The sequence below is a fragment of the Amycolatopsis samaneae genome (genome assembly GCF_039541975.1).
GTDB lineage: Bacteria > Actinomycetota > Actinomycetes > Mycobacteriales > Pseudonocardiaceae > Amycolatopsis > Amycolatopsis samaneae.
Genome location: NZ_BAABHG010000007.1, coordinates 85,909 through 110,287, shown reverse-complemented (window position 1 = coordinate 110,287; position 24,379 = coordinate 85,909). Strand labels below are relative to the sequence as shown.

General features: G+C 68.1%; 25 protein-coding genes. 15 read left to right on the top strand and 10 right to left on the bottom strand.

Going from position 1 to position 24,379, the window contains the following annotated elements:
• Positions 1-45 precede the first annotated feature (45 nt).
• Genes ABD987_RS19485 through ABD987_RS19475 form a run of 3 tightly spaced genes read right to left on the bottom strand, consistent with a single transcriptional unit; the run spans position 46 to position 2,709 of the window.
• A complete protein-coding gene (locus tag ABD987_RS19485) occupies positions 46-819 on the bottom strand; it encodes an amino acid ABC transporter ATP-binding protein (protein ID WP_345395109.1) in 774 nt (257 codons plus the stop codon).
• Positions 816-1,784: an amino acid ABC transporter permease gene (locus ABD987_RS19480; RefSeq protein WP_345395106.1), complete on the bottom strand. Its 969-nt coding sequence runs from the start codon at positions 1,782-1,784 to the stop codon at positions 816-818. The genes ABD987_RS19485 and ABD987_RS19480 overlap by 4 nt, the downstream gene beginning before the upstream one ends.
• Positions 1,785-1,809: 25 nt before the next feature.
• The gene (locus ABD987_RS19475) at positions 1,810-2,709 is read right to left on the bottom strand and encodes an ABC transporter substrate-binding protein (RefSeq protein WP_345396178.1); all 900 of its coding nucleotides are present in this window, start codon (positions 2,707-2,709) and stop codon (positions 1,810-1,812) included.
• A gap of 541 nt (positions 2,710-3,250) precedes the next feature.
• Between ABD987_RS19475 and ABD987_RS19470 the strand changes: the two genes are divergently transcribed.
• Positions 3,251-3,838, top strand: a complete 588-nt coding sequence (locus ABD987_RS19470; RefSeq protein ID WP_345395103.1) for a hypothetical protein — start codon at positions 3,251-3,253, stop codon at positions 3,836-3,838.
• Between the two features lie 92 nt (positions 3,839-3,930).
• Here ABD987_RS19470 and ABD987_RS19465 read toward each other — a convergent pair whose 3' ends face one another.
• Both ABD987_RS19465 and ABD987_RS19460 read right to left on the bottom strand, forming a co-directional pair.
• Entirely contained in the window at positions 3,931-4,518 is a 588-nt protein-coding gene (locus tag ABD987_RS19465; RefSeq protein WP_345395100.1) for a hypothetical protein, read from the bottom strand.
• Positions 4,519-4,527: 9 nt separating this feature from the next.
• Complete coding sequence (locus ABD987_RS19460; RefSeq protein WP_345395097.1) at positions 4,528-5,025, bottom strand: sigma-70 family RNA polymerase sigma factor; 498 nt, start codon at positions 5,023-5,025, stop codon at positions 4,528-4,530.
• Between the two features lie 138 nt (positions 5,026-5,163).
• On the opposite strand from ABD987_RS19460, the gene ABD987_RS19455 reads away from it, so the two are divergent.
• The 6 genes from ABD987_RS19455 (at position 5,164) to ABD987_RS19430 (ending at position 10,560) form a co-directional block, all read left to right on the top strand.
• Positions 5,164-6,825 carry a circularly permuted type 2 ATP-grasp protein gene (locus tag ABD987_RS19455; protein WP_345395094.1) on the top strand — a complete coding sequence of 554 codons (1,662 nt, stop codon included), beginning with the start codon at positions 5,164-5,166 and terminating at the stop codon, positions 6,823-6,825.
• A gap of 12 nt (positions 6,826-6,837) precedes the next feature.
• A complete protein-coding gene (locus tag ABD987_RS19450; protein WP_345395091.1) occupies positions 6,838-7,785 on the top strand; it encodes an alpha-E domain-containing protein in 948 nt (315 codons plus the stop codon).
• Positions 7,782-8,624, top strand: a complete 843-nt coding sequence (locus ABD987_RS19445) for a transglutaminase family protein (protein WP_345395088.1) — start codon at positions 7,782-7,784, stop codon at positions 8,622-8,624. The genes ABD987_RS19450 and ABD987_RS19445 overlap by 4 nt, the downstream gene beginning before the upstream one ends.
• A gap of 179 nt (positions 8,625-8,803) precedes the next feature.
• Complete coding sequence (locus ABD987_RS19440) at positions 8,804-9,349, top strand: hypothetical protein (protein ID WP_345395085.1); 546 nt, start codon at positions 8,804-8,806, stop codon at positions 9,347-9,349.
• A gap of 118 nt (positions 9,350-9,467) precedes the next feature.
• Complete coding sequence (locus ABD987_RS19435) at positions 9,468-10,379, top strand: helix-turn-helix domain-containing protein (RefSeq protein ID WP_345395082.1); 912 nt, start codon at positions 9,468-9,470, stop codon at positions 10,377-10,379.
• The gene (locus ABD987_RS19430) at positions 10,318-10,560 is read left to right on the top strand and encodes a DUF397 domain-containing protein (protein ID WP_345395079.1); all 243 of its coding nucleotides are present in this window, start codon (positions 10,318-10,320) and stop codon (positions 10,558-10,560) included. Before ABD987_RS19435 ends, ABD987_RS19430 begins: the two co-directional genes overlap by 62 nt.
• 33 nt (positions 10,561-10,593) lie before the next feature.
• Here ABD987_RS19430 and ABD987_RS19425 read toward each other — a convergent pair whose 3' ends face one another.
• Together ABD987_RS19425 and ABD987_RS19420 are read right to left on the bottom strand one after the other, a co-directional pair.
• Positions 10,594-11,604 carry a FecCD family ABC transporter permease gene (locus ABD987_RS19425; protein ID WP_345395076.1) on the bottom strand — a complete coding sequence of 337 codons (1,011 nt, stop codon included), beginning with the start codon at positions 11,602-11,604 and terminating at the stop codon, positions 10,594-10,596.
• Positions 11,601-12,623 (bottom strand): FecCD family ABC transporter permease, encoded by a 1,023-nt coding sequence (locus ABD987_RS19420; protein ID WP_345395073.1) that lies wholly within the window; start codon positions 12,621-12,623, stop codon positions 11,601-11,603. The genes ABD987_RS19425 and ABD987_RS19420 overlap by 4 nt, the downstream gene beginning before the upstream one ends.
• Positions 12,624-12,687: 64 nt before the next feature.
• Here ABD987_RS19420 and ABD987_RS19415 point away from each other — a divergent pair, with 64 nt between their 5' ends.
• The gene (locus ABD987_RS19415; RefSeq protein ID WP_345395070.1) at positions 12,688-13,698 is read left to right on the top strand and encodes an ABC transporter substrate-binding protein; all 1,011 of its coding nucleotides are present in this window, start codon (positions 12,688-12,690) and stop codon (positions 13,696-13,698) included.
• 73 nt (positions 13,699-13,771) lie between these two features.
• Here the strand turns inward: ABD987_RS19415 and ABD987_RS19410 are convergent, their stop codons facing one another.
• Together ABD987_RS19410 and ABD987_RS19405 are read right to left on the bottom strand one after the other, a co-directional pair.
• Complete coding sequence (locus ABD987_RS19410) at positions 13,772-14,638, bottom strand: hypothetical protein (protein ID WP_345395067.1); 867 nt, start codon at positions 14,636-14,638, stop codon at positions 13,772-13,774.
• Between the two features lie 71 nt (positions 14,639-14,709).
• Positions 14,710-16,131 carry a M20/M25/M40 family metallo-hydrolase gene (locus ABD987_RS19405; protein WP_345395064.1) on the bottom strand — a complete coding sequence of 474 codons (1,422 nt, stop codon included), beginning with the start codon at positions 16,129-16,131 and terminating at the stop codon, positions 14,710-14,712.
• 358 nt (positions 16,132-16,489) lie between these two features.
• Between ABD987_RS19405 and pdhA the strand changes: the two genes are divergently transcribed.
• The 3 genes from pdhA to ABD987_RS19390 are packed head-to-tail and all read left to right on the top strand — an operon-like array spanning position 16,490 to position 20,158.
• Complete coding sequence (pdhA, locus tag ABD987_RS19400) at positions 16,490-17,698, top strand: pyruvate dehydrogenase (acetyl-transferring) E1 component subunit alpha (RefSeq protein WP_345395061.1); 1,209 nt, start codon at positions 16,490-16,492, stop codon at positions 17,696-17,698.
• 14 nt (positions 17,699-17,712) lie between these two features.
• Positions 17,713-18,705 carry an alpha-ketoacid dehydrogenase subunit beta gene (locus ABD987_RS19395; protein WP_345396173.1) on the top strand — a complete coding sequence of 331 codons (993 nt, stop codon included), beginning with the start codon at positions 17,713-17,715 and terminating at the stop codon, positions 18,703-18,705.
• A gap of 16 nt (positions 18,706-18,721) precedes the next feature.
• Positions 18,722-20,158, top strand: coding sequence for a dihydrolipoamide acetyltransferase family protein (locus tag ABD987_RS19390; RefSeq protein ID WP_345395058.1), 1,437 nt, complete (start codon positions 18,722-18,724; stop codon positions 20,156-20,158).
• A 66-nt stretch (positions 20,159-20,224) separates the two neighbouring features.
• Here ABD987_RS19390 and ABD987_RS19385 read toward each other — a convergent pair whose 3' ends face one another.
• Positions 20,225-20,524, bottom strand: coding sequence for a DUF6191 domain-containing protein (locus ABD987_RS19385; protein ID WP_345395055.1), 300 nt, complete (start codon positions 20,522-20,524; stop codon positions 20,225-20,227).
• A gap of 103 nt (positions 20,525-20,627) precedes the next feature.
• Between ABD987_RS19385 and ABD987_RS19380 the strand changes: the two genes are divergently transcribed.
• The 4 genes from ABD987_RS19380 (at position 20,628) to ABD987_RS19365 (ending at position 24,360) form a co-directional block, all read left to right on the top strand.
• Positions 20,628-21,215, top strand: a complete 588-nt coding sequence (locus tag ABD987_RS19380; protein WP_345396170.1) for a TetR/AcrR family transcriptional regulator — start codon at positions 20,628-20,630, stop codon at positions 21,213-21,215.
• Positions 21,216-21,244: 29 nt separating this feature from the next.
• Complete coding sequence (locus ABD987_RS19375) at positions 21,245-23,185, top strand: ABC transporter ATP-binding protein (protein ID WP_345396167.1); 1,941 nt, start codon at positions 21,245-21,247, stop codon at positions 23,183-23,185.
• A gap of 41 nt (positions 23,186-23,226) precedes the next feature.
• Positions 23,227-23,814, top strand: a complete 588-nt coding sequence (locus ABD987_RS19370) for a hypothetical protein (RefSeq protein WP_345395052.1) — start codon at positions 23,227-23,229, stop codon at positions 23,812-23,814.
• A 69-nt stretch (positions 23,815-23,883) separates the two neighbouring features.
• The gene (locus ABD987_RS19365) at positions 23,884-24,360 is read left to right on the top strand and encodes an FxsA family protein (RefSeq protein ID WP_345395049.1); all 477 of its coding nucleotides are present in this window, start codon (positions 23,884-23,886) and stop codon (positions 24,358-24,360) included.
• The last annotated feature ends 19 nt before the right edge of the window (positions 24,361-24,379 follow it).

Sequence of the window (24,379 nt, the reverse complement as noted above, 5' to 3'; positions counted from 1 at the left end):
TGGAAATTACTCCGGCCCGGGTATTGCATCGAGGCAAACGGAAGGTTAAGAGTTCGGGTTGAGTACCCGCGCCAGGAACGATTTGGTCCTTTCGTGCTGTGGGTTCCCGATGACCTGTTCGGGCGGTCCCTTTTCGACGACGACACCGCCGTCCATGAACAGCACCGTGTCGGCCACCTCGCGCGCGAACTGCATCTCGTGGGTGACGACGACCATCGTCATGCCGTCCTTCGCGAGCTGCTTCATCACGCCGAGCACGTCGCCGACGAGCTCCGGGTCCAGCGCGGAGGTCGGCTCGTCGAACAGCATCAGCTTCGGCTGCATCGCCAGCGCCCGCGCGATCGCCACCCGCTGTTGCTGGCCACCGGACAACTGGCCGGGGTAGTTGAACGCCTTGTCGCCGAGACCGACCCGTTCCAGCAGCTCCAGCGCCCGCTGCCGCGCCTGCGCCTTCGGCTCGCGCCGGACCTGGACCGGCGCCTCCATCACGTTCTCCACCGCGGTCATGTGCGGGAACAGGTTGAAGCGCTGGAACACCATGCCGATGTCCTTGCGCTGCAACGCGATTTCCTTCTCGCGCAGCTCGTGCAGCTTGTCACCACGCTGTCGGTAGCCGACCAGCTCGCCGTCGACGTAGAGTCGTCCGGCGTCGATCTTCTCCAGGTGGTTGATGCAGCGCAGCAGCGTCGACTTGCCCGAACCGGACGGGCCGATCAGGCACAGCACCTCGCGTTCGTGCACTTCGAGGTCGATGCCCTTGAGCACCTCGACCCTGCCGAAGCTCTTGCAGATCCGCTGCGCGGAAACGACCGGGGTCATGCTGTCGAACCTCCGCCCTGTCCGCCGCCGCCTTGACCGGCCTTGAAGCCGAACATCCTGGTCCCCCACTTCGTCCGGTCGACGACTTCTCTCGACGTCCCGCGGGCGAAGTACTTTTCGACGAAGTACTGGCCCACCGTCAGCACCGAGGTGAGGAAGAGGTACCAGAGCGCCGCGACGATGAGCAGTGGGACCGTCTGCAGATTCCGCGAGTAGATGGACTGCGCCGCGACCATCAGCTCGAAGTACCCGATGGCCACGACCAGCGACGTGGTCTTGAGCATCGAGATCGTCTCGTTCCCGGTAGGCGGGATGATCACGCGCATCGCCTGCGGCAGGATGATCCGCCGCAGCGTCGTCGTCCGCTTCATGCCGAGCGCGCTCGCGGCTTCGAGCTGGCCGCCGTCGACGGACTGGATACCGCCACGCACGATTTCCGCCATGTACGCGGCCTCGTTGAGCCCGAGGCCCAGCAGCGAAGCGGTGAACAGGTTGATCAGCGTGTTGGTGTCCCAGCTGATGAAGGTCGGGCCGAACGGGATGCCCAGCCCGATCCGGGAGTACGCCAGCGCGAGGAAGTTCCAGATCACCAGCTGGGTGAGAACCGGCGTCCCGCGGAACAGCCAGATGTACACCGCGGCCGCGCCGGACATCAGCGGGTTCGGCGACAGCCGCATGATCGCGAGCAGGATGCCGCCGACGACGCCGATGACCATCGAGATCACGGTCAGGATGAGAGTGTTCTGCAGGCCCTGCAGGATCCGGTAGTCGAAGAGGTACTCGCCGACGACCGGCCAGTGGAGCGCGTCATTGGTGACCACGCTGCGGACCACGATGAACGCGAGGAAGAGGATGACCAGCCCGGCGGCCCAGCGGCCGTAATGGCGCACCGGGACCGCGCGGATGGGCTCGGCGTCGAGCGGCGCCTCCGGCTTCGGAGGCGCCGCTTCGGGGTTCTGCGACACGAGAACTACGTCCTAACTGCGCGCCTCACGAGGCGGCCGGGTTGATCTCCGACTTCTTCAGCACGCCGACCGGGTTGAGCTTCCACTTGTCGATGAGCTTCTGCAGCGTCCCGTCGTCCATCAGCTTCTGCACCGCGCCCTGGACGGCCTTGCCGTAGTCGCCGCTGTTCTTCTTCAGCACGATGCCGTAGGGCAGGCTGTCGTACGGGTCGCCGACGCGCTCCATCTGCCCGCTGGTCTGGGTGATGGCGTAGTCGATGACCGGCGAATCGGCCAGCTCGCCCTGTACGCGCTTCGCGTTCAGCGCCAGGTTCACGTCGGTCTGCGCCTGCAGCTGGGTGATGTTGATGGCGGGCTTGCCCGATTCGGTGCACTTCTTGTTCTTGGCGTCGAGGTCCTCGACCTGCGTGGTGCCCTTCTGCACCGCGATGTTCTTGCCGCACAGGTCGTCGACGCTCAGCTTGTCCGGGTTGCCCTTGAGCGCGCCCAGCGAGGTACCGGCCTTGTAGTACGAGACCATGTCCACGGTCTGCAGCCGCTCGGCCTTGATCGTGAACGACGAGATCGCCATCTCGTACTTGTTCGCCTCGACGCCGGGGATGATCCCGGCGAAGTCGGAGTTCTGGAACTCGCTCTGCAGGCCGAGCACCTGGGCGACCGCGGTGCCGAGGTCGACGTCGAAGCCGACCGGCTTGCCGTTCTCGACGAACTCGTTCGGCGGATAGCTCTGGTCCTGCCCGAAAAGGATCTTGCCGTCGGCCTTGACGCTGTCCGGCACGAGCGCGGCCAGCTTGTCGTCCTTGGCGGCCGGCTTGATCTCCGTGGCCGCGCCGGGCTCGCCACTGCCCTTCGGCGCGTCGGGAGCGCCGCTCCCGCCCGCGCCACACGCCATGGTCAGGCCGACCAGGGCGAACGCCGGGAGCAGCGCGAACGCCTTCACTTGGGGTCCTCGGGCCACGTCGTTACTCCTCGTGTTCTCAAGCTGTCGAGTGCTCGCATACTGCCACTCATCGGAGGTCTAGCACAGCACCGGGACGTTACGGGGCCGTTTCGCCGATAGCCACCGGACCGGGATACGAACCCGTCCGGCGGAGCGTAGCCGCCGCGCCCACGCCTTGCCCGGAAGCGACTACGTCAGCCGGACGCCCCGGGCGCGGCGGTGCCGGGTTCGGGCAGCTCGGACACCTGAGGCGAACGCCGGTCGGCCTGAGCGCCGAGGAACGCGCAGAGCACTCCACAGATCAACACCACCCCTTCGGAGGTACTTCGCTCCACAATTCTCAAATAACGTAGTACTTCGGAAGCGATATCTTGGAAGCGCTTCTTCGTGTTCGCTTGGGGAGGGTTGAACACTCGACAGGGGAATGCACCGTAATCGCCCGTGCGCGATTACGCAGCGCACATCCCCAGTCATCGGGACACCCTCCCGAGTCGAACAAGATAAGTTCGAGTTAATTGGGAGTCCCATGTTCAAAATGTCTCGTTCTGCCCTTTCTGGCGCATTTGTAGCGTCCCTTACTGCGATTGGCCTAGCCACCGCGCCGGCGATGTCACATGCATCGACCATCGAGGTAAAATCGGCCGATCCGGCAGCCGGGGAGTACTGCGCCGTAATCGTCAGCAAGGAGCTGGACAAGAACGGGCACTCGAAGGTGCTCGCCAAGAGTTGCTCGCACGCGTCCGGCGAAGACGCTCACCACAAGGCGAGATCCGAGCACGCGCGTGCCTCGAACTCGCCGGTCAGCGCCTTCGACGAGACCCTGCTACTGAACGAATACCAGGACGCCAACTACGGAGGCGGGGTGATCTACTCCTTCTACGGGACCGCGGGCGGCTGCGATTCCTCAGGCTATCACCTGGTCAATTACTGGAGCGTCGAAAACAACGTCAGCTCGATGCAGGGGTACAACAACTGCAACCGAGTCAAGGTCCACACCGAAAAATGTGACGCATCCGAAACGAACTGCGACTGGGGTTACTTCAATCTCGACGTCCCTTACCTGGGCGACTACTACAACGATAACGTTGTCGCCCTGCAGGTCTACAACGGGTGATCCACTCGCGTTTTCGCCCGAACTGACCTGGCAGCACTGAGCCAAGGTCACGGTGGCTGGTCTGCCGACAGGCCAGCCACCGTGGCCGCGGCTCAGGGAATTCGCGCGGCGGAAAGTCCGAGTGCAGCGCAGGTCGCGGCGTCTCCGGGAAACACTCCGACCGCTCCGGATTCCGCACCCAGCGCACTGGAGTCGAGCACGCAGGAAACCAGCGCCGGTACGGCGTATTGATGCTGCCCAGGGGAATCACCGGGCGGCTGCCAGTGGTAGACGTTGTCCCTCCAGGCGCTGCCGCAGATCCTCATGGCGACCGCGGCGACATCCCCGCGGCCGTCCTTGCCTGTCCCATTGATCCCGATCGGAACCCGCTGGCTGGGCTCCCGGCTACCGATGTCGGCGGTCCGATAGCAGTACGCGATGTCCCGCACGGTCGGCACCTCTACCTTGACCGCGGGCGGTGCGCCGGCCGCAGCCTGAACGGCAGGCGGCGCTTCCGGAGCGGTCACCAGCGCGACGCCGCCGATGACTGCCGACACCGCAACCGCCGCCCCGGCCAGCGGCGCGATCGACTTCGCTCTACGTCGCCGGGTGTTCGTCGCCTCGAGTGCCTCGAAGTCCAGATTCAGCGGCGGCTCATCGGTTCCGAGCGCTCGTACGAAGAGTTCCTTTTCCTTGGTCATGCTCACTCCTCAGCCTCGATCACCGGACAACTGACTGGACTCGGCAAGGAAGGACCGCAGCGTGTCCAGGCCGCGCGTGGTCTGGGACTTCACGGTCCCCTCCCGGATGTTCAGCGCGGCGGCCGTCTGCGCGACGGTCAGGTCGCAGTAGAACCGCAGCACCAGCACCGCCCGTTGCCGCGGTGGGACGCGCCGTAGCGCATCCCGGATATCCAGGGCATCGTCGCTGTTCAGGGACACCATGGGCCGATCGGGCAGTGCGGCTCGCACCTCCTCGCGGTGGTGTGCGCGCCGGGCCTCGTCCACCGCGAGCCTGGCGATGACCTTCCTCGCGTAGGCGTCGACACCCGCCAGGTCGATCCGGTCCCAGTGCTTGGCCAGCCGGATCAGAGCGACCTGGACGATGTCCTCGGCGCGCCCCCAGTCACCACACATCAGGAAGGCGACGCGCCGCCAGGACACCGCCCGGTCACGCGCCACCTGGGTGAACATCCGGCGCTCTGCCATGGGCACCCCCCTTCTTCCACCGGCTCATACGGACCCGCACACCGGGAAGGTTGCACCGGCCTCATGTTTCTCTCGTGAATCTTCGTCAGCCGCTGTCCGACACGCCGGTATCGCGCCGACCCCGGAGCGTGAGCGAGGATGTCGGGCATGAACAACACCCCCGTGCCCCGCCTGCCTCCCGCCGGACGACGCGCGCGGCCGGCGCAGCGACGCCGCACGTCGCGGCCGGGGGCGCAGTTCGACGGCTACCTCGCGCCGCAGCGGCCGCACGCGGACGCCTACGACGAGATGTTCGCCTCCGACGGCACGGTCCGCGGGCCCTACCGGGCGCTGTACCAGTCCATCGCCGGGCTGGACGCGAACGACCTGACCGCCCGTTCGGCCGCGCTGGACCGGGCGATGGTCGACCAGGGCATCACGTTCTCGCTGTCCGGGCAGGAGCGGCCGTTCCCGCTCGACCTGGTGCCGCGCGTGATCCCTTCCGCCGAATGGAGCAGGCTCGAACGCGGGGTGGCGCAACGGGTCCGGGCGCTGGAGGCGTTCCTCGCCGACGTCTACGGCGACCGCCAGATCCTGCGCGACGGCGTGCTGCCGCGACGGCTGATCACCTCGTGCGAGCACTTCCAGCGCGAGGCCTTCGGCATCGCGCCGCCCAACGGCGTCCGCATCCACGTGTCCGGAGTGGACCTGGTGCGCGACGAGGAGGGCACGTTCCGGGTACTGGAGGACAACCTCCGTAACCCGTCCGGGGTGTCGTACGTGATGGAGAACCGGCGCACGATGGCGCGGGTGTTCCCGGACCTGTTCGCCCAGCACCGGGTGCGTCCGGTCGGCGACTACGCGTCACACCTGCTGCGGGCGCTGCGCGCGGCGGCGGCGTCCAATGTGGCCGATCCGACCGTCGTGGTGCTGACCCCCGGCGTCTACAACTCGGCGTACTTCGAGCACTCGCTGCTCGCGCGGCTGATGGGTGTCGAGCTGGTCGAAGGCCGTGACATGTTCTGCCGGGACAACGTCGTCTACCTGCGCACCACCGAGGGGGAGAAGCAGGTCGACGTGATCTACCGGCGGATCGACGACGAGTTCCTCGATCCGGTGCACTACCGGCCCGACTCGGTGCTCGGCGTCGCCGGGCTCCTCAACGCGGCGCGGGCGGGCAACGTCGTGGTGGCGAACGCGGTCGGCAACGGTGTCGGCGACGACAAGCTCGTCTACACCTACGTGCCCGAGATGGTGAAGTACTACCTCGGGGAGAAGCCGCTGCTGCCCAATGTGGACACCTTCCGCTGCTGGCTGCCGGACGAGTTCGACCATGTCATGTCCCATCTGGACGAACTGGTGGTCAAGCCGGTCGAGGGCTCCGGCGGGTACGGGATCGTGTTCGGCCCGGAGGCGACCGCCGCCGAACTGGCCGCGCTGCGGCGCAAGGTGCGCGCGAACCGGCGCGGCTGGATCGCCCAGCCGGTGGTCCAGCTGTCCACCGTACCGTCCAAAGTGGAGGACCGGCTGGCGCCGCGGCATGTCGACCTGCGGCCGTTCGCGGTCAACGACGGCAAGGAGATCTTCGTGCTGCCCGGCGGGCTGACCAGGGTCGCGCTGCCGGAGGGCAGCCTGGTGGTCAACTCCTCGCAGGGCGGCGGCTCGAAGGACACCTGGGTGCTCGCGGCCCGCTCGTCCACCGCCGAACGAGAGCTGGACCGGCCCGCGCTCGGCGAGGTGTCCGCTGTGGACGGTCTGGTCGCCGAGCAGGGGCCGGAGCTGTCCACGTCCCAGCAGCAGCAACAGCAGCAACAGAACTAAGGGAGGTTCGTAGTGCTGGCACGCAACGCGGAGTCGCTGTACTGGATCGGCCGGTACGTCGAACGCGCCGACGACACCTCCCGGATCCTCAACGTCTCGGTGCACCAGCTGCTGGAGGACGCCACGGTGGACCCGGACATCGCGAGCCGCCAGTTGCTGGCGGTGCTCGGCATCCCGGTCACCGACGTCGAATCGCTGGACGTGTGGAAGCTGACCGAGCTGGTCGCCTACGCGAAGGACAACCCGGCCTCGATCGTCGGCTCGATCAACTCCGCGCGGGAGAACACCCGCGGCGCGCGCGAGGTCGTCTCGACCGAGCTGTGGGAGTGCCTGAACGCGACGTGGAACGCGGTGCCGGACCGGCAACGGTACGCGCGCCGGGCCGGACCGCACGCCTTTCTGTCCTTTGTGGAGGAACGGGCGGCGATGTTCGCCGGGCTCGCCGACTCGACGATGAGCCGTGACGACGGCTGGCTGTTCATGGTGCTCGGCCGCTCGATCGAACGCGCGGACATGATCGTCCGCCTGCTGCTCTCGCGGGTTTCCGACCGCGCGTCCTCGCCGGGCTGGATCACCGTGCTGCGCTCGGCCGGCGCGCAGGACACCTACCTGCGCACCTACCGCGGCGCGCTGGACGCCGGGCGCGTCGTGCAGTTCCTGATGCGGGACACGCTGTTCCCGCGTTCGGTGTTCCACGCGCTGCGTCAGGCCGAGGACTGCCTGCAACGGCTCGACCCCGGCGGCGGCGCGCGCCACAACGAGCAGTCGGAGGCACTGCGCGAACTCGGGCGGGCGCGCAGCGAACTGGAGTTCCTCCGCCCGTCGGACCTGCTGGAGGACCTGCCCCGGCGGCTCGGCTCGCTCCAGACGTCCATAAAGGACATCGGGGAATCGGTCTCGATGCAGTACTTCCACACGTCACCGTGGGTGGCTTGGAGCGGTGCGGAGGTTTCGCTGTGACGTGGCAGCTTCGGGTGGCGCACCGGACGGGCTACCGGTACGCGACCCCGGCGACGCAGTCGTACAACGAGGCCCGGCTGACCCCGCGCTCGGACCGCCGGCAGACCACGGTCGCGACACGCATCGAAACCGCGCCGGCCACCCGCGCCTACCGGTACACGGACTACTGGGGCACCGTCGTGACCTCGTTCGACCTGCACGCGCCGCACACCGAGTTCACCGTGCTCGCGACGTCGGTGGTCGAGACCGCCGACGAGGCCGAGCCGATCCGGACGGCGACGTGGAAGGAACTGCACAGCGACACCGTCGTCGATCACCGGACCGAGTACCTGACGCCGACGCCGTACGCCCCGCGCGACCCCGAACTGTCCAAAGTGGCCCGTGAACTGCGCAAGGGGCTGGATCCGGCGGACGCGGTGCTCGCGGTGTGCGACTGGGTCAACCAGCAGCTCAAGTACCAGCCGGGGACGACCGGGGTGCACAGCACGGCCACCGACGCGTGGCAGGCGCGCGAGGGCGTGTGCCAGGACTTCGCACATGTCACGCTGGTGATGCTGCGGGCGATCGGGATCCCCGCGCGGTACGTCTCGGGCTACCTCCACACGAAGCCGGAGGCGAAGCTGGGCGAGGTCGTCGCCGGGGAAAGCCATGCCTGGGTGGATGTCTGGACCGGCGGCTGGTGGGCCTACGACCCGACGAACGCGATCGGCGTCGGTCCCCGGCACGTCTGGGTCGCGACCGGCCGCGACTACGCGGACGTGCCACCGCTGAAGGGCATCTTCACCGGCGGCGGACAGTCCACACTGGACGTTTCGGTCGAGCTGACCCGGCTCGCCTGATCAGCGTTGCGCGCTCTGCAACCCAGGGCGTCTCGGGGCAGAGATCTTGGACGTGTGAACCCTCCACAGGTTGTGCTGGACAGTCGGTGAATTACGTTTGCCCGCAGGAGCAACCCGGTTCCCGCTACGCCCGTCTGGACAGGCAAAGAGCAAAACCTTCTCAAGGGGGAAGAAACACCATGAACAAGCGCCTGCTCGCCCTGGTACCCGCCGCCGTCGCCGGTGGTGTCCTCCTGCTTTCCTCATGCGGCTCCAACGCCGCGCCCTCGGCCGCCCCGGCGCCCAGCACCTCCGCGGCGCCGCAGATCACCTCCAGCGCGCCGAGCCCGGGCACGAGCGCCAACGGCGCGTCCGGTGGCGGCCAGCAGACCAAGGCCCCGGGTGCCGGACGCCAGACCGATACGCCCCACCGCACACCCGTCGACAAGCCGTCCGAGGGCAAGGACGTCAACTGCGGGCCCACCGATCCGAACCAGAAGGACGCCCAAGACGTGATCGCCGAGGCCAAGCCGGCCGGGACCGTGGGCTGCACCGAGGTGTTCAACGTCCTCGACGAGTACAAGAAGCACCCGATCGACCCGCAGGGCGGCACCATGCGGGAAGCCAGGCTGACTTCGGGCTGGACCTGCGCCATGGCCCCGCACGCCTCGCGGCAGGGCGTCACCATCGTCTCCTGCGGTGACGACGGCGGCCGCTCGTTCCGTTCCGAACCCGCCAAGGGATAGGCCCCCGATCGGCGTAATCCGTGCCGGGTGGCACACCGGCATCCGTTGTGGTGATTCGGCTATGTCGCGCTCCCGTGCTGTTGACCAGCGGTTCTAGGTTGATCGCATGGGAGCGCGAATGGTGACGCCACAGGCCAAGGAACTGGGCGACGATCTACGGTGCGCCCGGCTCGCGGCCGGGTTGACCGAGGCACAGCTGGCGCGGAAGCTGGGCTGTTCGGCCAGCAAGATCTCGCGTATCGAAACCGGGTCGCGGAGGATCGAGGAGTTCGACCTCATCCGGCTGCTGGCCTACTGCGGGGTGGCGACCGACGAAACGCGTCGGATCATGGAGATGGCGCGGGAAGCCGATGATCCGTACCGGCTCCGGCCGCATCGCGACCAGTTGCCGGATGAGCTGAGCACGCTCATCACCCACGAGACCACCGCGAGCAGCATCACGGTCTTCGAACCTCAGTTGGTCCCCGGAATCCTCCAGACCGAGGACTACGCCCGTGCGCTGTTCCGGCTTTCTGGCGTTTTCAACGCCGAAGGAGTCGAGCTCCGAGTCAAAGCCCGACTCGCACGACAAAGGCTGCTGCGCAGCGCTGACCGACCGCAGTTTGTTTTCTTCATCCACGAGCATCCCTTACGGTCCATCGTGGGAAACGAGCAAGTGATGCACGAGCAGATGCTGCACCTCGTGCTTACCGGTCACCGCGCTGGCTGCGCGGTACGAGTAGTTCCCGATGAAGCCTTTCCGCCTGGCATCTTCGGTCCGGCTTTCTGGCTGATGAGGTACCCGGATCACAAGCCGATCGTCTACGCCCAGCACTACACCTCAAGCTTGTTCCTCAAAGAGCCACCGGATGTGGAGGCTTATCGCACCGCGTTGGCACGGGTAGCCGATGACGCGCTGGATGCGAGACAATCCCAGGAGATGCTTGCCACCCTGGCAAGCGACTACGACATTCCGAGGACCGGCCACTATGACCCCAGCCCAGCAGGCACGACTGATCTGGCGCAAGAGCAGCTACAGCAACGGCGGTAACGGCGAGTGCGTCGAGGTCGCCTGGGTGAAGAGCAGCTACAGCGGCACTGGCAACGGTAACTGTGTCGAGATCGCGGTTCTTCCCGAGCAGGTCGCCGTGCGCGACTCCAAGGATCCCGCCTCCGGCGCACTCACCTTCCCCTCGGCCGCCTGGCGCCCCTTCCTCAGGTCGGTGCGCTGACCTGGGCTTCCGGGACGACCCCGGATCACCACGTTACGCGCGACGGCGGCCGACCAGCAGCAACCACACGAAGTAGGCCCCGCCCAGCGTCGCCGCGACGACACCCACCGGCAGCAGCGACGCCCCGAGCACCCGCTGGCCGACGTAGTCCGCGGCGACCACGAGCAGCGCGCCGACGAAGGCCGAGACCACCAGGTTCGGGCCGGGCAGCCGGGTCATCCGGCGCGCGAGCTGCGGGGAGATCAGCGCGATGAACGGGATCGGGCCGACCGCGGCGGTCGCGGCGGCGACCAGCGCGACCGCGCACAGCAGCAACAGGTTCCGCATCCGGCCGACCGCGACCCCGACACCGACCGCCGCGTCGTCACCCATCTCCAGCATTCGCAGCGCCCGGCCGTTGACCAGCACCACGGGCACCAGTACCACCAGCACCGCCGCGAGCGGCACGAAGTAGTTCCAGTCGCGACCGGCGAGATCGCCGACCAGCCACACCGTCGCGCGCGCGGCGTTTTCCTTGCTGGCCTTCACCAGCAGGTACGAGTTCACGCCCGCGAGCACGGCGCTCATCGCGATCCCGAGCAGCACCAGCCGCGAGCTCAACAGCCCGTACGGCGCGCACAACGCGGCGATCAGCGCCATCGTGAGCAGGCCGCCGCCGAGCGCGCCCAGCGCGACGAACCCCGGCGCCGAGCCGACGACCAGGATCATCAGGATGCCGCCGGTCGCGGACCCGGTGGTGAAGCCGATGATGTCCGGGCTGCCGAGCGGATTTCGCGTCAGCGTCTGGAAAACCGACCCGGCCAGCGCGAGCGCGGCGCCGACGAGAACCGCGACCAGCACCCTCGGCAGACGTCCGGTGACGACCAGGTACTGCGCCTTCGTGCCCTGCCCGGCGAGGGTCCGGAGCACCTCGGCCGGTGTCATGTCGTAGTCGCCGGTGCCGACCGAAAGCACGACCAGCGCCAGCGTCACCACCGCGAGGATCGCGACGACCACAATGGACCGTCGGTCGAGCCCGGCTTCGCGCGAAACGAACGTCGTCATCGGCGCACCGCCTTGAGCCGCCGTGCCACCACGATGAACGCGACCCCGCCGACGATGTCCATCATCACGCCGACCTGGATCTCGCCAGGCGAGCCGAGCACGCGGCCGAGCACGTCGCAGACCAACAGCAGCGCCGGCGCGAGCAGTGCCGACAACAGCAGCACCCACCGCTCGTCCTGACCGGCCAGCAACCGCACGACGTGCGGGACCATCAGGCCCACGAACGCGATCGGACCGCACGCGGCGGTCGCAGCGGCGGAGAGCAGCCCGACCGCGGCCATCCCGGCGAGCCGGGTGAACGCCGGGTTCGCGCCGAGGCCGCGCGCGGTGTCCTCGCCGAGCGCGATCGCGTTGAGCGGTCGCCCCAGCACCGCCGCCAGCGCGACCCCGGCCAGGAAGAACGGCAGCAGCCCGGTCAGCCCGGCGAGGTCGCGGTTGACCAGCGACCCGACCAGCCAGAACCGCATCTGGTCCAGACTGTGCGTGTTGATCACCTGCAACGCCTGGTTGAGCCCGACGAACACGGCCTGCACCGCGACCCCGGCGAGCACCAGCCGGATCGGGCTCACCGCGCCGCCGATCACCGACACCAGCCAGGTGCCCAGCAGCGCGCCACCGAACGCGAACCAGATCAGCTGGCCCGGCGCGGTCACCGAGAACGCCACCGAACCGACGACGATCGCGAGCGCGGCGCCGTAGTTGATCCCGAGCAGCCCGGGGTCGGCGACCGGGTTGCGGGTGACCGCCTGCAGCAGCGCGCCGGCCAGGCCGAGCGCCATCCCGACCACGACACCGAGCACGGTGCGCGGCAGCCGGTCGTCACGGATGACGACGTCGTCGAAGCTGCCGTCGTAGGCGAAGAGACCGTGCAACACGCTCCCCAGCGAGAGCGCGTTCGAGCCGAACCCGATGGACAGCAGGAACGCCGCCGCGAGCGCGAACAGCGCTCCGACCAGCACCAACGTCCTTGTCGAGCCCCTGGTGCGCCCCTCGGTGACGCGTGCCATTGCCTGGACCATGGCTTTCACATTAAGGCAAGGCTAGCCTAAGGCTCGATACTCCCCGGTACAAAGGACGATCCCGATGCACAACCTGCCCACGCTGTCCCGCCGCGGCTTCCTCGCGGGCACCGCCGCGGCCGGCGCGATGACCCTGCTGAGCGCCTGCGGCTACGCCGAGGATAAGCCGTCCGGCGGAGGCGGCGCGACGTGGACGTTCACCGACGACCGCGGCCGGAAACTCGAGGGCGAGCGCCCGACGCGGATCGTCGCGCAGGTGACGGCGGCCGCGGCGCTGTGGGACTACGGGATCCGCCCGGTCGGCGTCTTCGGCCCGTCGAAGCTGGCTGACGGCAAGCCGGACCCGCAGGTCGGCGGCGTCGACCTCACCACCGTGACCTCGCTCGGGAACGTGTGGAACGAGTTCAACTTCGATAAGTTCGTCTCGCTCAACCCGCAACTGCTGGTCAGCGTGATCTACCTCAAGCAGCAGATGTGGTACGTCCCGGACACGCAGGCGGACAAGGTCGACAAGGCGGCGCCGAGCGTCGGCATCGGTCTCCAGGGCATCGCGATGCCGGAGGGGATCACGAAGTTCGCGGCGCTGGCGAAGGCACTCGGCGCGGACGTCGAAGCGCCCGCGATTCGCCAAGCTCGCACGGGCTTCGAGCAGGCCGACGCGGCGCTGGGCGAGGCGATCAAGAAGACGTCCGGGCTCAAGGTGCTGTTGCTGTCCGCGCAGAAGGACACCTGCTACGTCGCGAACGCGGCCGCCTTCGCGACCAGCAAGCACTACCAGAACAAGGGCATGAAGTTCGTCGCGCCGGAGAACCCGGACGCCTCCCAGGGCGGCTACTACGAGCAGGTGAGCTGGGAGAACATCGGGAAGTACGAGGCCGACGTGATCATGTACGACTCGCGCGGCGGCTCGCTGTCACTCGGCCCGGACGGCCTCGGCGGCGTCCCGACCTGGCAGCGGTTGCCCGCGGTGAAGGCGGGACGGCTGATCCCGTGGAACAACGAGACGCCGTTCTCCTACCAGCGCTTCACGCCGGAACTCGCGTCCCTCACTGGAGCTTTGAACCGCTTCGCCTGAGAGGACCCAAGCGCTCTGAAGGCCACCATGAGGGCGTCCAAGTCCCTCATGGTGGCCTTCAGAGGCCAGGAGATCAGGACTGCGCGGTCGCTCCACCACCGGTCTCGATCCTGCCTCGCGGCCGGATCTTCACCTGCGGGCCAGACGCCGCCGCGGCACCGCCGGGCGTCGCCGCGGTGCCCGCCGAGGGCGTGCCACTCGGCGCGGGCGCCGGGGTTCCCGGCGTCGAGGTCCCGGGCGTGGCGTCCGCCTTTGGCTGGGCGATGGCGATCGCCTCGTCCGCGATCTTGATCGCCTCCTGAGCCGCTGACATCCCCTGAGTGGCGAGGACGTCGAGCTTGACGAGCTCCTTGGAGTCCTTCGGGAAGCTGCCATCGAAGAGCCCCTGAGCCCGGTCGTCGACGCGCTGACCGGTCAGCTTGGCCCGGTCCGCGGCTTCGAGCGCCAGCTTCGCCTGTTCCGGGGTCGTCGCGTTCCGCGCCACCGCCCTGGCCGTTTCCGCGTCGCTCTTGACCTGGAAACCGTTGTCGTGGAGCGAATTGGCCGCGTCGGTGAAGGTCTGGTCGGCGATCTCGACGGCCTTCCGCGCCGCGGACATCCCCTTGTTCGTGGACAAACTCAGCGGGATGGTCAACTCCGGAGAGTTGGCGTCGAGCACCTTCTGTGCTTCGTCCATGATGCTTTTGCCGGTCAGCTTGACCTTCGCGATGGAGCGGACCGCCGCCGCGGTCCCCGCGCGCCCCGTGGCCCGCTCGACCACGGGCTTCGCCGCCTCGGCGTCACTCACGGCCTGGTCACCGGTTTTGTGGATTCGCGCGACCTGCTCCGCGAGCGTCTCGCTCGGCGCGCTGGTGCCTTCGGCCGCACTCGCGACGACCGGAGTGACCACCGAGGTCAGCAGGGCAGCCGCGACCGCGGCGACAATGACAGATTTCTTCACGCTGAAGATTCCCTCCCCTGAACGTGAAGATATCTCACCACGTCCGGGGAGGGAGCCTCAACGGAGATACGTCAGCCGCGCGCGTGCGCGTCCAGGATGTGCGCGATCGCCTGTGTGACCTGCTGCGCGTAGTCCAGGTTGAGCCATTCGTCGGGCACGTGGATGTTCGAATCCGTCCCGCACGCACCGGTGACGACGAACTGCGCGTCCGGGTACTTTTCGCCCAGCAGCCCCATGAACGGGATCGAACCGCCCATTCCGACGCTGCGATGCGGCCGCCCGAACACCTCGTCGCTCACCCGGCGCAGCGCCTCGGACAGCCACGGCGCCTCGTCCGGGGCGTTCCAGCCGTTCTCCGCCTGGGCGTGTTCGCTCAGCTCGACCTGCGCGCCGTAGGGCACGTCGGTGGTCAGCGCCCGCCTCACCGCGGCCAGCGCGGCGGACGCGTCGGCGGTCGGCGGGAGCCGGAAGCTCAGCGTCAACGTCGTGCTCTCGCGCAGCACGTTGCCCGCCTCGGGCGGCTTCGGCAGCCCGTCGGCGCCGATGATCGACAGCGTCGGCCGCCAGCTCTGGTTGAGCAGCAGCTCCAGCTCGTCGTCGGTGACCGTGGTGGCGTCGCCCGCGAGCGGGAACATCCCCCGCAGTGTGCCGGGGGAGACCTCCACGACGTCCTTCGCCTCGCCACGCCGGTTCGCCGGGATCTCGACCTTCAGCTCGGGCAGCTTGATCTCGCCGGTCGCGGAGTCCTCGATGCGGTCGAGCAGCTGCCGCAGCACACGGAACGAGCTCGCGACGACCCCGCTCGCCAGGCCGGAGTGCTGTGCCGCGCCCAGCAGCCGCACGGTCACGTCGAGGTGCAGCATCCCGCGCAGGCTGTTGACCAGCCACAACCGTTCGTAGTCGCTGCCGCCCGCGTCGAGGCAGACCACCAGCGAGACCGCGCCGAGCTTCTCCTTCAGGTGCTCCAGGTAGGCCGGTAGATCGGGGCTGCCGGACTCCTCACCGGTTTCCAGCAGCAGGACGGCACGCGCGTGCTCACCGCCCGCGGCGTGCACCGCTTCCAACGCGGTTGTCGCCGCGTAACCGGAGTAACCATCATCGACGGCGCCGCGCCCATAGAGGCGGCCGTCGCGCAACACCGGCGTCCACGGGCCAAGCCCCTCCGACCAGCCACCGACCGGCGGCTGTTTGTCGAGGTGCCCGTACAGCAGCACGGTGCCCTTGTCCGTCGCGCCCGGTGTCGCCGGGACGTCCACGAACAACAGCGGCGATCGGCCGGGCAGCTCGACGACCTCGAGCTTCGCCCCCGGCAGCCCTCGCCCGGCGATCCACGCGCGGACGTGGTCGACGGCCGCGGCGAGATGCTTGGTCGTCGCCCAGTCGGCGTCGAACGCGGGGGACAGCGCGGGGATCTCCACCAGACCGGACAGGCTCGGCACGACGTCGTTCGTCCACGCCGAGACCACGGATTCACGTACGGATTTCTGCTCCACACCAAGCATCCTGCCACGCGGACGACGCTGTGGTGGAGGTCACGACCGAAGCTCCCGGGGCCCCGTGCACACCGTGTGCGACCGCCGCGACCCCAGGTGAGCGCCGGAGTGGAAACCCGACCCTCGGCAGCCCGACCCTAGGGCTTCCTAGCGTTTTCCCTGCTCAGCAACGGTTTCTCAGCAACAAATCAGCAACCGTGACTCACCATCGGGCAGTTCTTCGTGTCAGGATGACGGCGAGAACCGTCAACGCCGACGGTGACCGAGCGCTTCGGACCCGACGCGCTGGTCCCGCCGGTGCAGTCGCTGTGGTCGCCACAAGCGGCCACCAGAGGCACCGACATCAAGGAGCAAGCGCATGCCGTCCCCCGAACAGTGGACGCACCCGGAGCCTGGAGCCGGCCCGGCCGCCGAGGCGGCTCAGCCTTCCCCCGAACAGGTGATCGCCGGTTTGCGAGCAACGAGCGAAGGTGGCGCTGAGCTGACTCAGCTGCTCACCCCCGAAGGCGAACGGGTCTCCTCACCCCGATTCGACAAGTACGTCGAGGACATCGACGACGAGGCACTCCGCGGGCTCTACCGCGACATGGTGCTGGTGCGCCGCGCCGACCGCGAGGCCAACGCGATGCAGCGCCAGGGCCAGCTCGGTATCTGGGTCCCCCTGCTCGGCCAGGAAGCGGCGCAGATCGGCTCCGGTCGCGCGCTCCGGCCGACCGACATGGCCTTCCCCAGCTACCGCGAGCACGGCGTCGCCTACACCCGGGGTGTCGACCTCAAAGAGGTGCTCGGGATCTTCCGCTGCACCGACCACAGTGGATGGGACTACCAGGCCCGCCGGTTCCACCCCTACACCATCGTGATCGGCAACCAGGTTCTCAACGCCGCCGGTTACGCGATGGGCCAGAAGTTCGAGGGCAAGGTCGGCGACGACGACGGCGAAGCGACGATCTGTTACTTCGGAGACGGCGCCACCAGCCAGGGCGACGTCCACGAGGGCTTCGTCTGGGCCGCGGTCTACGACGCCCCGCTCGTGTTCTTCTGCCAGAACAACCAGTGGGCGATCTCCGAACCCACCGAGCGCCAGTCGCGGCTGCCGCTGTACCAGCGCGCCCGCGGCTACGGCTTCCCCGGCATCCGCGTCGACGGCAACGACGTCATCGGCTGCCTCGCGGTGTCACGCTGGGCGCTGGAGGAGTGCCGCCACGGTAACGGCCCGGTCCTGATCGAGGCCTTCACCTACCGGATGGACGCGCACACCACCACCGACGACCCCACCCGCTACCGGCTCTCCGACGAGCTGGAGGAGTGGAAACTGAAGGACCCGATCCAGCGCGTCCGCGCGTACCTCGCTCGCGGCGGCGGTGCCGACCAGGCGTTCTTCGACCAGGTCCAGGAAGAGGCCGACGCGTTCGCCGCCGACCTGCGCGAGTACACGTTCAACATGCCGGAACCGCCACCGGACCGGATATTCAGCAACGTCTACGCCGAGTCCTCGCCGGTGCTCGAGGCGCAGCGCACCGAGTATCTGTCCTATCTGGACGGTTTCGTCGGGGCGGGTGAACACTGATGACCACTGTGGACATTCAGAACATTCAGAAGCTGACCATTTCCAAGGCGATCAACCTCGGCCTCCGCCGGGCCATGGAGGAGGACCCGAAGGTCCTCGTCATGGGCGAGGACGTCGGCAAGCTCGGCGGCGTCTTCCGGATCACCGACGGACTGCAGAAGGACTTCGGCGAACAACGCGTGCTGGACACGCCGCTGGCCGAGTCCGGGATCATCGGCACCGCGGTCGGCCTCGCCGTGCGCGGATTCCGGCCGGTGTGCGAAATCCAGTTCGAGGGCTTCATCTTCCCCGGCTTCGACCAAATCTCTTCGCAACTGGCCAAACTGCACTACCGGACGCAGGGCAAGGTCAAGATGCCCGTCGTCATCCGGGTCCCGTTCGGCGGCGGTATCGGCGCGGTCGAGCACCACTCGGAGTCGCCGGAGTCGTTCTTCTCGCACATCGCCGGGCTCAAGGTGGTGTCCTGCTCGAACGCGGTCGACGCCTACTGGATGATCCAGCAGGCTATCCACTCCGACGACCCGATCCTGTTCTTCGAGCCGAAACGGCTGTATCACTCGGGAGCGTTGCGGGCCGAGGTCGACACGACGGCGACGCCCGATCCACTCTTCAAGTCCCGCCTGGTGCGCGAAGGTACGACGGCCACCGTCGTGGCGTACGGCCCCTCGGTGAAGGTCGCGCTCGACGCGGCGACGGCCGCCGAGGACGAGGGCCGCTCGCTGGAGGTCATCGACCTGCGCACGCTCTCGCCGCTGGACCTCGGCCCGGTGTTCGAGTCGGTACGCAAGACCGGCAGGCTCATCGCGCTCAGCGAGGCGCCCTCGGAATCGTCGCTGACCTCGGAGATCGCCGCGCGCGTCCAGCAGGAATGCTTCTACTCGCTGGAGGCCCCCGTCCTCCGGGTGACCGGGTTCGACACGCCGTACCCGCCCGCCAAGCTCGAGGAGCACTACCTCCCCGACCTGGACCGGGTGCTGCACGCCGTCGACCGTTCGCTCGCCTGGTAAGGGGGAAGTTCACGCAATGCCCGAGTACAAACAGTTTCCCCTCGCCGACACCGCGGAGGGGCTGACCGAGGCCGACATCCTCAACTGGCACGTCAAGCCGGGGGACACCGTCACGGTCAACCAGATCGTGGTGGAGATCGAGACCGCGAAGGCCGCCGTCGAACTGCCCATCCCGTGGGCGGGCGTGGTCACCGAGCTGCACGTCGAACCGGGTCAGACGGTCGAGGTCGGGGCGCCGATCCTGACCATCGACGTCGATCCCGGCGGGGCCGCGGCTCCTTCCGCTCCCGCTCCGGCCTCATCGGCTTCTTCGGCTTCTTCGGCACCTGAGCCTGCCGCCGAGGAGGAGATGAAGCCGCTGGTCGGCTACGGCTCCAAGACGGTGGTCACGCAGCGCCGGGCCCGCAAGAGCCCGAATGTGGCATTGGGTGCGCCGAATGAGGACCGGACGCGCAGCGTCTCCGCTGAGGGTGGCGGTGGGGGCATGGGCGGAGCACCCAATGCCACATTGGGGCGCTCGTCCGCCCCCACACCGGCCCCCGCCCCCGCTCCCGCTGTGGCCCCGCGTGGTGGCTACGTGCCGCTGGCGAAGCCGCCGGTGCGGAAGCTCGCCAAGGACCTCGGCGTCGACCTGCACGCGCTGACCGGCACCGCCGACGGCGGCGTCATCACCCGTGACGACGTCCAGCGCGCGGCCGACGGCGCGGCCCCGGCCACCGCGTCGTCCTCTGTGGACACCGGCTACGACCCGGCCACCCGCGAGCGGCGCGTGCCGATCAAGGGCGTCCGCAAGGCCACCGCGGCGGCGATGGTGCAAAGTGCTTTCACCGCACCGCATGTCACGGAGTTCCTGACCATCGACGTCACGCCGATGATGGAACTGCGCGAGAAGCTGAAGAACTCACGTGAGTTCCGCGGGGTGAAGCTGACGCCGCTGGCGTTCGCGGCCAAGGCCGTGTGCATGGCGGCCAAGCGGACACCGGACGTCAACGCGGTCTGGTCCGAGGAGACGAAGGAAATCGTCTTCAAGGACTACGTGCACCTCGGGATCGCCGCGGCCACCCCGCGCGGCCTCGTCGTGCCGAAGCTGCGCGACGCGGATGCCATGTCGCTCAAGGAAATCGCGATCGCGATCGCCGAGCTGACCGACGTAGCGCGCGAGGGCAAGACCACCCCCGCGGCGATGCTGAACGGAACGTTCACGATTTCCAACATCGGCGTCTTCGGCATCGACACGGGCACGCCGATCATCAACCCCGGCGAGTCGGCGATCCTGGCGCTCGGCGCGATCCGGGACACCCCGTGGGTCGTCGACGGGGAGATCAAGGTCCGCAAGGTCATGCAGCTCTCGCTCAGCTTCGACCACCGGGTCGTCGATGGGCAGCAGGGCTCGGAGTTCCTGGCCGACGTCGGCGCCCTGCTCAGCGACCCCGCCATCGCGATCACGTTCTGAGCCAGTCTCCGAAGGGCTGGTCTCCGAAGGCCACCATGAGGGCGCTCAAGTCCCTCATGGTGGCCTTCAGCGCGTATGACCCCTCGGCGTGAACACCATTTTCCCGGAGTCCAGATCGACCCGGTCGCGCGGCGGCGCGCCGTCCTCCTCGCTCTGCACCAGCATCACCTCGGCCTGTCGCTGGTCGAGTTCGTGCCGCTTGGTCCCGTAGAGGAACGCCACCATCTCTTCGGCCCCCACCGAGGCCGCCGTCCGGCCGCTGCGCCGACGCCACGGCAGGTACCTGCCGCCCCACACCTCCAGCACGGCGAGCACGAAGAGCAGCACGAACAGCGCCGGAATCGACATCGCCCAGACAAGGCCCATGCCGTCGAAGCTACGCCGACCTTAATGAACTTGACGGAGTGAGCGCTCACTCCGCACACTGGGCGGCATGACACCACCCGAAACGCGGCGCAGGGCGCCGAGCATGAGCGTCGAGGAACGACGCAAAATGATCATCCACGCGATGTTGCCGCTCGTCCTCGAACACGGCGCCACCGTCACCACCAGCCAGATCGCCCGCGCGGCCGGCATCGGCGAGGGCACGATCTTCCGCGCCTTCAAGGACAAGGACGAGCTTTTCGACGCCTGCACGGCCGAGGTCCTCAAACCGGACCACGTGCTCGACGCGATCGCGGAGATCCCGGTCGACCAGCCGCTGGCCGACCGTCTGGTCGAGGCAGCCGAAGCGCTCGGCGCGCACCTCCAGCGCATGGGCGCGCTGATGGGAGCGCTGCACGCCTCCGGGCGAGCGCGGCGCGATCCGGAGCAGCGGCTGAAGGACCGCAAGAACGTGAAGGACTCGCGACGGGACTCGATGGCCGCGATGCGGGAGGCGGTAACCGAACTCTTCGAGCCGGAAAAGGCCCAGCTCCGGCTCCCCGCCGACCAACTGGCTGCGCTGTTCCTCGCGCTGCTGTTCGGCGGCCGCAGGCTCGGCCAGGTCGACGACACCCCGACCACTCGCGAGATCGTGGATGTCTTCCTCCACGGCGCCGTCCGGGCGGCCGGATGATCCCGGGCGGAGGCGGCGGCCTCGAACTCATGCTCGGCCGGAGGCATGGCAAACGCCGGAGAACCACGACGGTTCCGGACAGCGGCCTCACCGGGCCCGTCGACATCCCGGACGCACCACCACAGGATCAGCCGAAAGGCCTGCGTGAACGCCTCTCCCGGATGCGGACCGCGGTCTCGGGCACCGTCCGCGGACTGCCGAAGGTCGCGCGGCTGACCTGGCAGGCAAGCCCGTTCCTGACGATCGCGATCGCGCTGGTCACACTGTTGTCCGGCCTTCTCCCGACGGTGACCGCCTACATCGCGAAGCTCCTGCTCGACAGCGTCGTCGCGGCGATCCAGGGCCACGGCTCGAAAAACGCGATCGTTCAAGTGGCCGCGATGCAGTTCGGCGTCCTCGCGCTGACGGCGATCAGCTCGTCACTGACGACGATGGCACAGGGGCTGCTCCAGGAACGGATGACGCTGACCATCCGGCACCAGGTCATGGCGCACGCGAGCGAACTGCACCTGGCTTATTTCGAAGGGTCGACGTCCTACGACATGCTGCGTCAGGCAGCGCAGGAGGCGCCGACCCGGCCGCTCACGATGATGACCTCGGCACTCGGCCTCGTCCGCACCACGATCACGTTCGCCAGCATGATCGCGTTGCTGATCGCGATCAGCCCGCTGCTCGCGCTCGTCGCGCTGATCGCGCCGATCCCGGCGTTCATCTCGCAGTCCAAATACGGCTCCCGCGCGTTCTGGATGTCGTTCATGCTCTCGCCCATCCGGCGCCGCATGGACTATCTGTCCTCTTTGGTCACCACCGACACCTACGCCAAGGAGACCAAGCTCTTCGGCCTCGGACCGTACTTTGTGGACAGGTTCCGCAAACTCGGCCAGGTCAACTACGAACGGCAGCGGAAGCTGACCGTGAACCGCAACGTCAGCTCGACGTCCTGGGGGCTGCTGAGCACATTCGCGGGCTCGGCTATCGCGCTGTACATCGCGCTGGAGGCGGTCGGCGGGCGGCTCACGCTCGGCGACCTGGCGTTGTACACCGCTGCGGCGACGTCCGTGCAGACCTCCGTGTCCGGCTTGTTCACCGCGTTTTCCGGGATGTACGAGAACAATCTCTACATCGACACGCTCTATCGCTTCCTCGGCACCAAACCCGAGATCGTCGCGCCACCGGAGCCTCGGTCCCTTCCGTCCACAGTGGAAGGTCACATCGAGTTCGAGTCGGTTTCCTTCAGCTACCCCGGATCGGACGAGCGCGCACTCGACGGCGTCAGCTTCGAAATCCGTCCGGGTGAGACGGTGGCGGTGGTGGGCCGCAACGGGGCTGGGAAGTCCACTCTGTTCAAGCTCCTGTGCCGGCTCTACGACCCGACCGGCGGGCGAATCCTGCTCGACGGTGTGGACATCCGCGAATTCGACCCGGTCGAACTGCGCCGCCGGATCAGCGCGATGTTCCAGGACTACGTGACCTACCAGGGCACCGCGGCGGAGAACATCGGCCTCGGAGACCTGGCGAGGCTGGAAGACCGGCCACACATCGAAGAGTCCGCGCGGCGCGCCGGCGCCTCGGACCGGATCGAACAGCTCTCCAACGGCTACGACAGCCCACTGGGCCGGTGGTTCGACCAGGGCGTGAGCCTGTCCGGCGGGGAATGGCAGAAGATCGCGCTGGCCAGGGCTTTCCAGCGCGAGGCCCCGATCCTGGTGCTCGACGAGCCGACGTCCGCACTGGACGCGCAGGCCGAGCACGACCTGTTCTCGCGGCTACGCGAGCTGGCCGAGGGGCGGACCACGCTGTACATCTCGCACCGGTTCTCCACCGTCCGGCAGGCCGAACGCATCCTGTTGCTGGAGCACGGCAAGGTGGCCGAGTACGGCACGCACGAGCAGCTGATGGCGGCCAAGGCCGGTTACGCCGAGCTGTTCACCCTGCAGGCGCAGGCCTATCTCGACGAGATTCCCGGCTGAAACGCCTCCGCGAGCGGCACCGCCTGGCTATCGTCCCCGCCATGGGGGACTTCGAACCGGCGCCGCCGATCGCGGTGCCGCCCCCGCGTCCGCGGTTCTGGACGCGGGGACGGCTCATCGCCGTGGCTGTCGCGCTCGCAGTGATCGTCACGGCGGTCGTGCTCTTGACACGTCGCGCCCCAGGTCCCGGTGAAGTGAGCTGGCGGCCGCTGTCGGGAACGAGGCAGGTGCACTCCAGCACCGGCGAGGCGGGGCTGCAGTTCGCGCAGATCCTGGAGAACACCGGCGACGTCGGCGTCGTCATCGAATCCGCCCGCGCCGAGGTCCCACCCGGTTTCACCCAAGCCGAGACCGGCACGCTCTCGTTGACCTGGCTCAGCGAGTACTACCTGCTCACCCCGCCGAAACTGACCGCCTTGCCGGTACGAGTGGAGGTCGGCAAGCAGGTGAAACTGGTCCTACGCTTCCACGTCAGCTGTCCTCCGGCTCAACCCGCGAAGCGCGTCCCGTGGCGGCTCTTCCTCACCGTGTCGGCCAGCTCGGTACGCCAGGGAGTCGAGGTCGGAGAGCTGGCCGACATCGAACTCGGCGACCGGTCACTCCCGGAATTCTGCGGCTCGGGAAAGTAACGAAGAGTGACAAGACTCGCTCCTTACGGTGACAGGGAGCAAAACGGGCAGCCCACTCGTTGACCGTGTATGGCTGTCGTGTTCCTGCTCTATGTCATCGCCGAGGTGGCCGCCGTCTGGGCGGTGGGCTCGGCCGTCGGCGTGCTCGGCACGATCGGGCTCCTGCTGGCCGGCGCCTTCGTCGGCTCCTGGCTCGCCCGCCGTGAAGGCGGCAAGGCCATGCGCGCGTTCGTCGAAACCGCCCGCGCGGGCCGCCCCGCAGAGAAGGAACTCACCGACGGCATGCTGGTCGCGCTCGGCGGCGTCCTGATCATGCTGCCCGGCTTCGTCAGCGACGTCATCGGTCTGCTCCTGCTACTTCCTCCCACTCGCTCCGTCGCCCGCAAGATCTGGCTGCGCCGCGCCGAAAAGCGCGCGATCCGCTTCGCCAACCAGCGCCGCGGCCCGGTCATGGTGGTCGACAGCGAAGTCGTCACCGAAGACCACCCACCGCCGCCGCGGTCGTCGCAGCCCCCGATCATCGAAGGCCGCGTCATCGAGGGCTAGCACAAACTGTTGCTCTTGG

Coding starts and splice junctions, on each gene's coding strand:
- ABD987_RS19485 (WP_345395109.1), bottom strand. CDS start 819: ATGACCCCGGTCGTTTCCGCGCAGCGGATCTGCAAGAGCTTCGGCAGG.
- ABD987_RS19470 (WP_345395103.1), top strand. CDS start 3,251: ATGTTCAAAATGTCTCGTTCTGCCCTTTCTGGCGCATTTGTAGCGTCC.
- ABD987_RS19465 (WP_345395100.1), bottom strand. CDS start 4,518: ATGACCAAGGAAAAGGAACTCTTCGTACGAGCGCTCGGAACCGATGAG.
- ABD987_RS19460 (WP_345395097.1), bottom strand. CDS start 5,025: ATGGCAGAGCGCCGGATGTTCACCCAGGTGGCGCGTGACCGGGCGGTG.
- ABD987_RS19455 (WP_345395094.1), top strand. CDS start 5,164: ATGTCGGGCATGAACAACACCCCCGTGCCCCGCCTGCCTCCCGCCGGA.
- ABD987_RS19440 (WP_345395085.1), top strand. CDS start 8,804: ATGAACAAGCGCCTGCTCGCCCTGGTACCCGCCGCCGTCGCCGGTGGT.
- ABD987_RS19435 (WP_345395082.1), top strand. CDS start 9,468: ATGGTGACGCCACAGGCCAAGGAACTGGGCGACGATCTACGGTGCGCC.
- ABD987_RS19430 (WP_345395079.1), top strand. CDS start 10,318: ATGACCCCAGCCCAGCAGGCACGACTGATCTGGCGCAAGAGCAGCTAC.
- ABD987_RS19425 (WP_345395076.1), bottom strand. CDS start 11,604: ATGACGACGTTCGTTTCGCGCGAAGCCGGGCTCGACCGACGGTCCATT.
- ABD987_RS19420 (WP_345395073.1), bottom strand. CDS start 12,623: ATGGTCCAGGCAATGGCACGCGTCACCGAGGGGCGCACCAGGGGCTCG.
- ABD987_RS19415 (WP_345395070.1), top strand. CDS start 12,688: ATGCACAACCTGCCCACGCTGTCCCGCCGCGGCTTCCTCGCGGGCACC.
- pdhA (WP_345395061.1), top strand. CDS start 16,490: ATGCCGTCCCCCGAACAGTGGACGCACCCGGAGCCTGGAGCCGGCCCG.
- ABD987_RS19390 (WP_345395058.1), top strand. CDS start 18,722: ATGCCCGAGTACAAACAGTTTCCCCTCGCCGACACCGCGGAGGGGCTG.
- ABD987_RS19385 (WP_345395055.1), bottom strand. CDS start 20,524: ATGGGCCTTGTCTGGGCGATGTCGATTCCGGCGCTGTTCGTGCTGCTC.
- ABD987_RS19380 (WP_345396170.1), top strand. CDS start 20,628: ATGAGCGTCGAGGAACGACGCAAAATGATCATCCACGCGATGTTGCCG.
- ABD987_RS19375 (WP_345396167.1), top strand. CDS start 21,245: ATGCTCGGCCGGAGGCATGGCAAACGCCGGAGAACCACGACGGTTCCG.
- ABD987_RS19370 (WP_345395052.1), top strand. CDS start 23,227: ATGGGGGACTTCGAACCGGCGCCGCCGATCGCGGTGCCGCCCCCGCGT.
- ABD987_RS19365 (WP_345395049.1), top strand. CDS start 23,884: ATGGCTGTCGTGTTCCTGCTCTATGTCATCGCCGAGGTGGCCGCCGTC.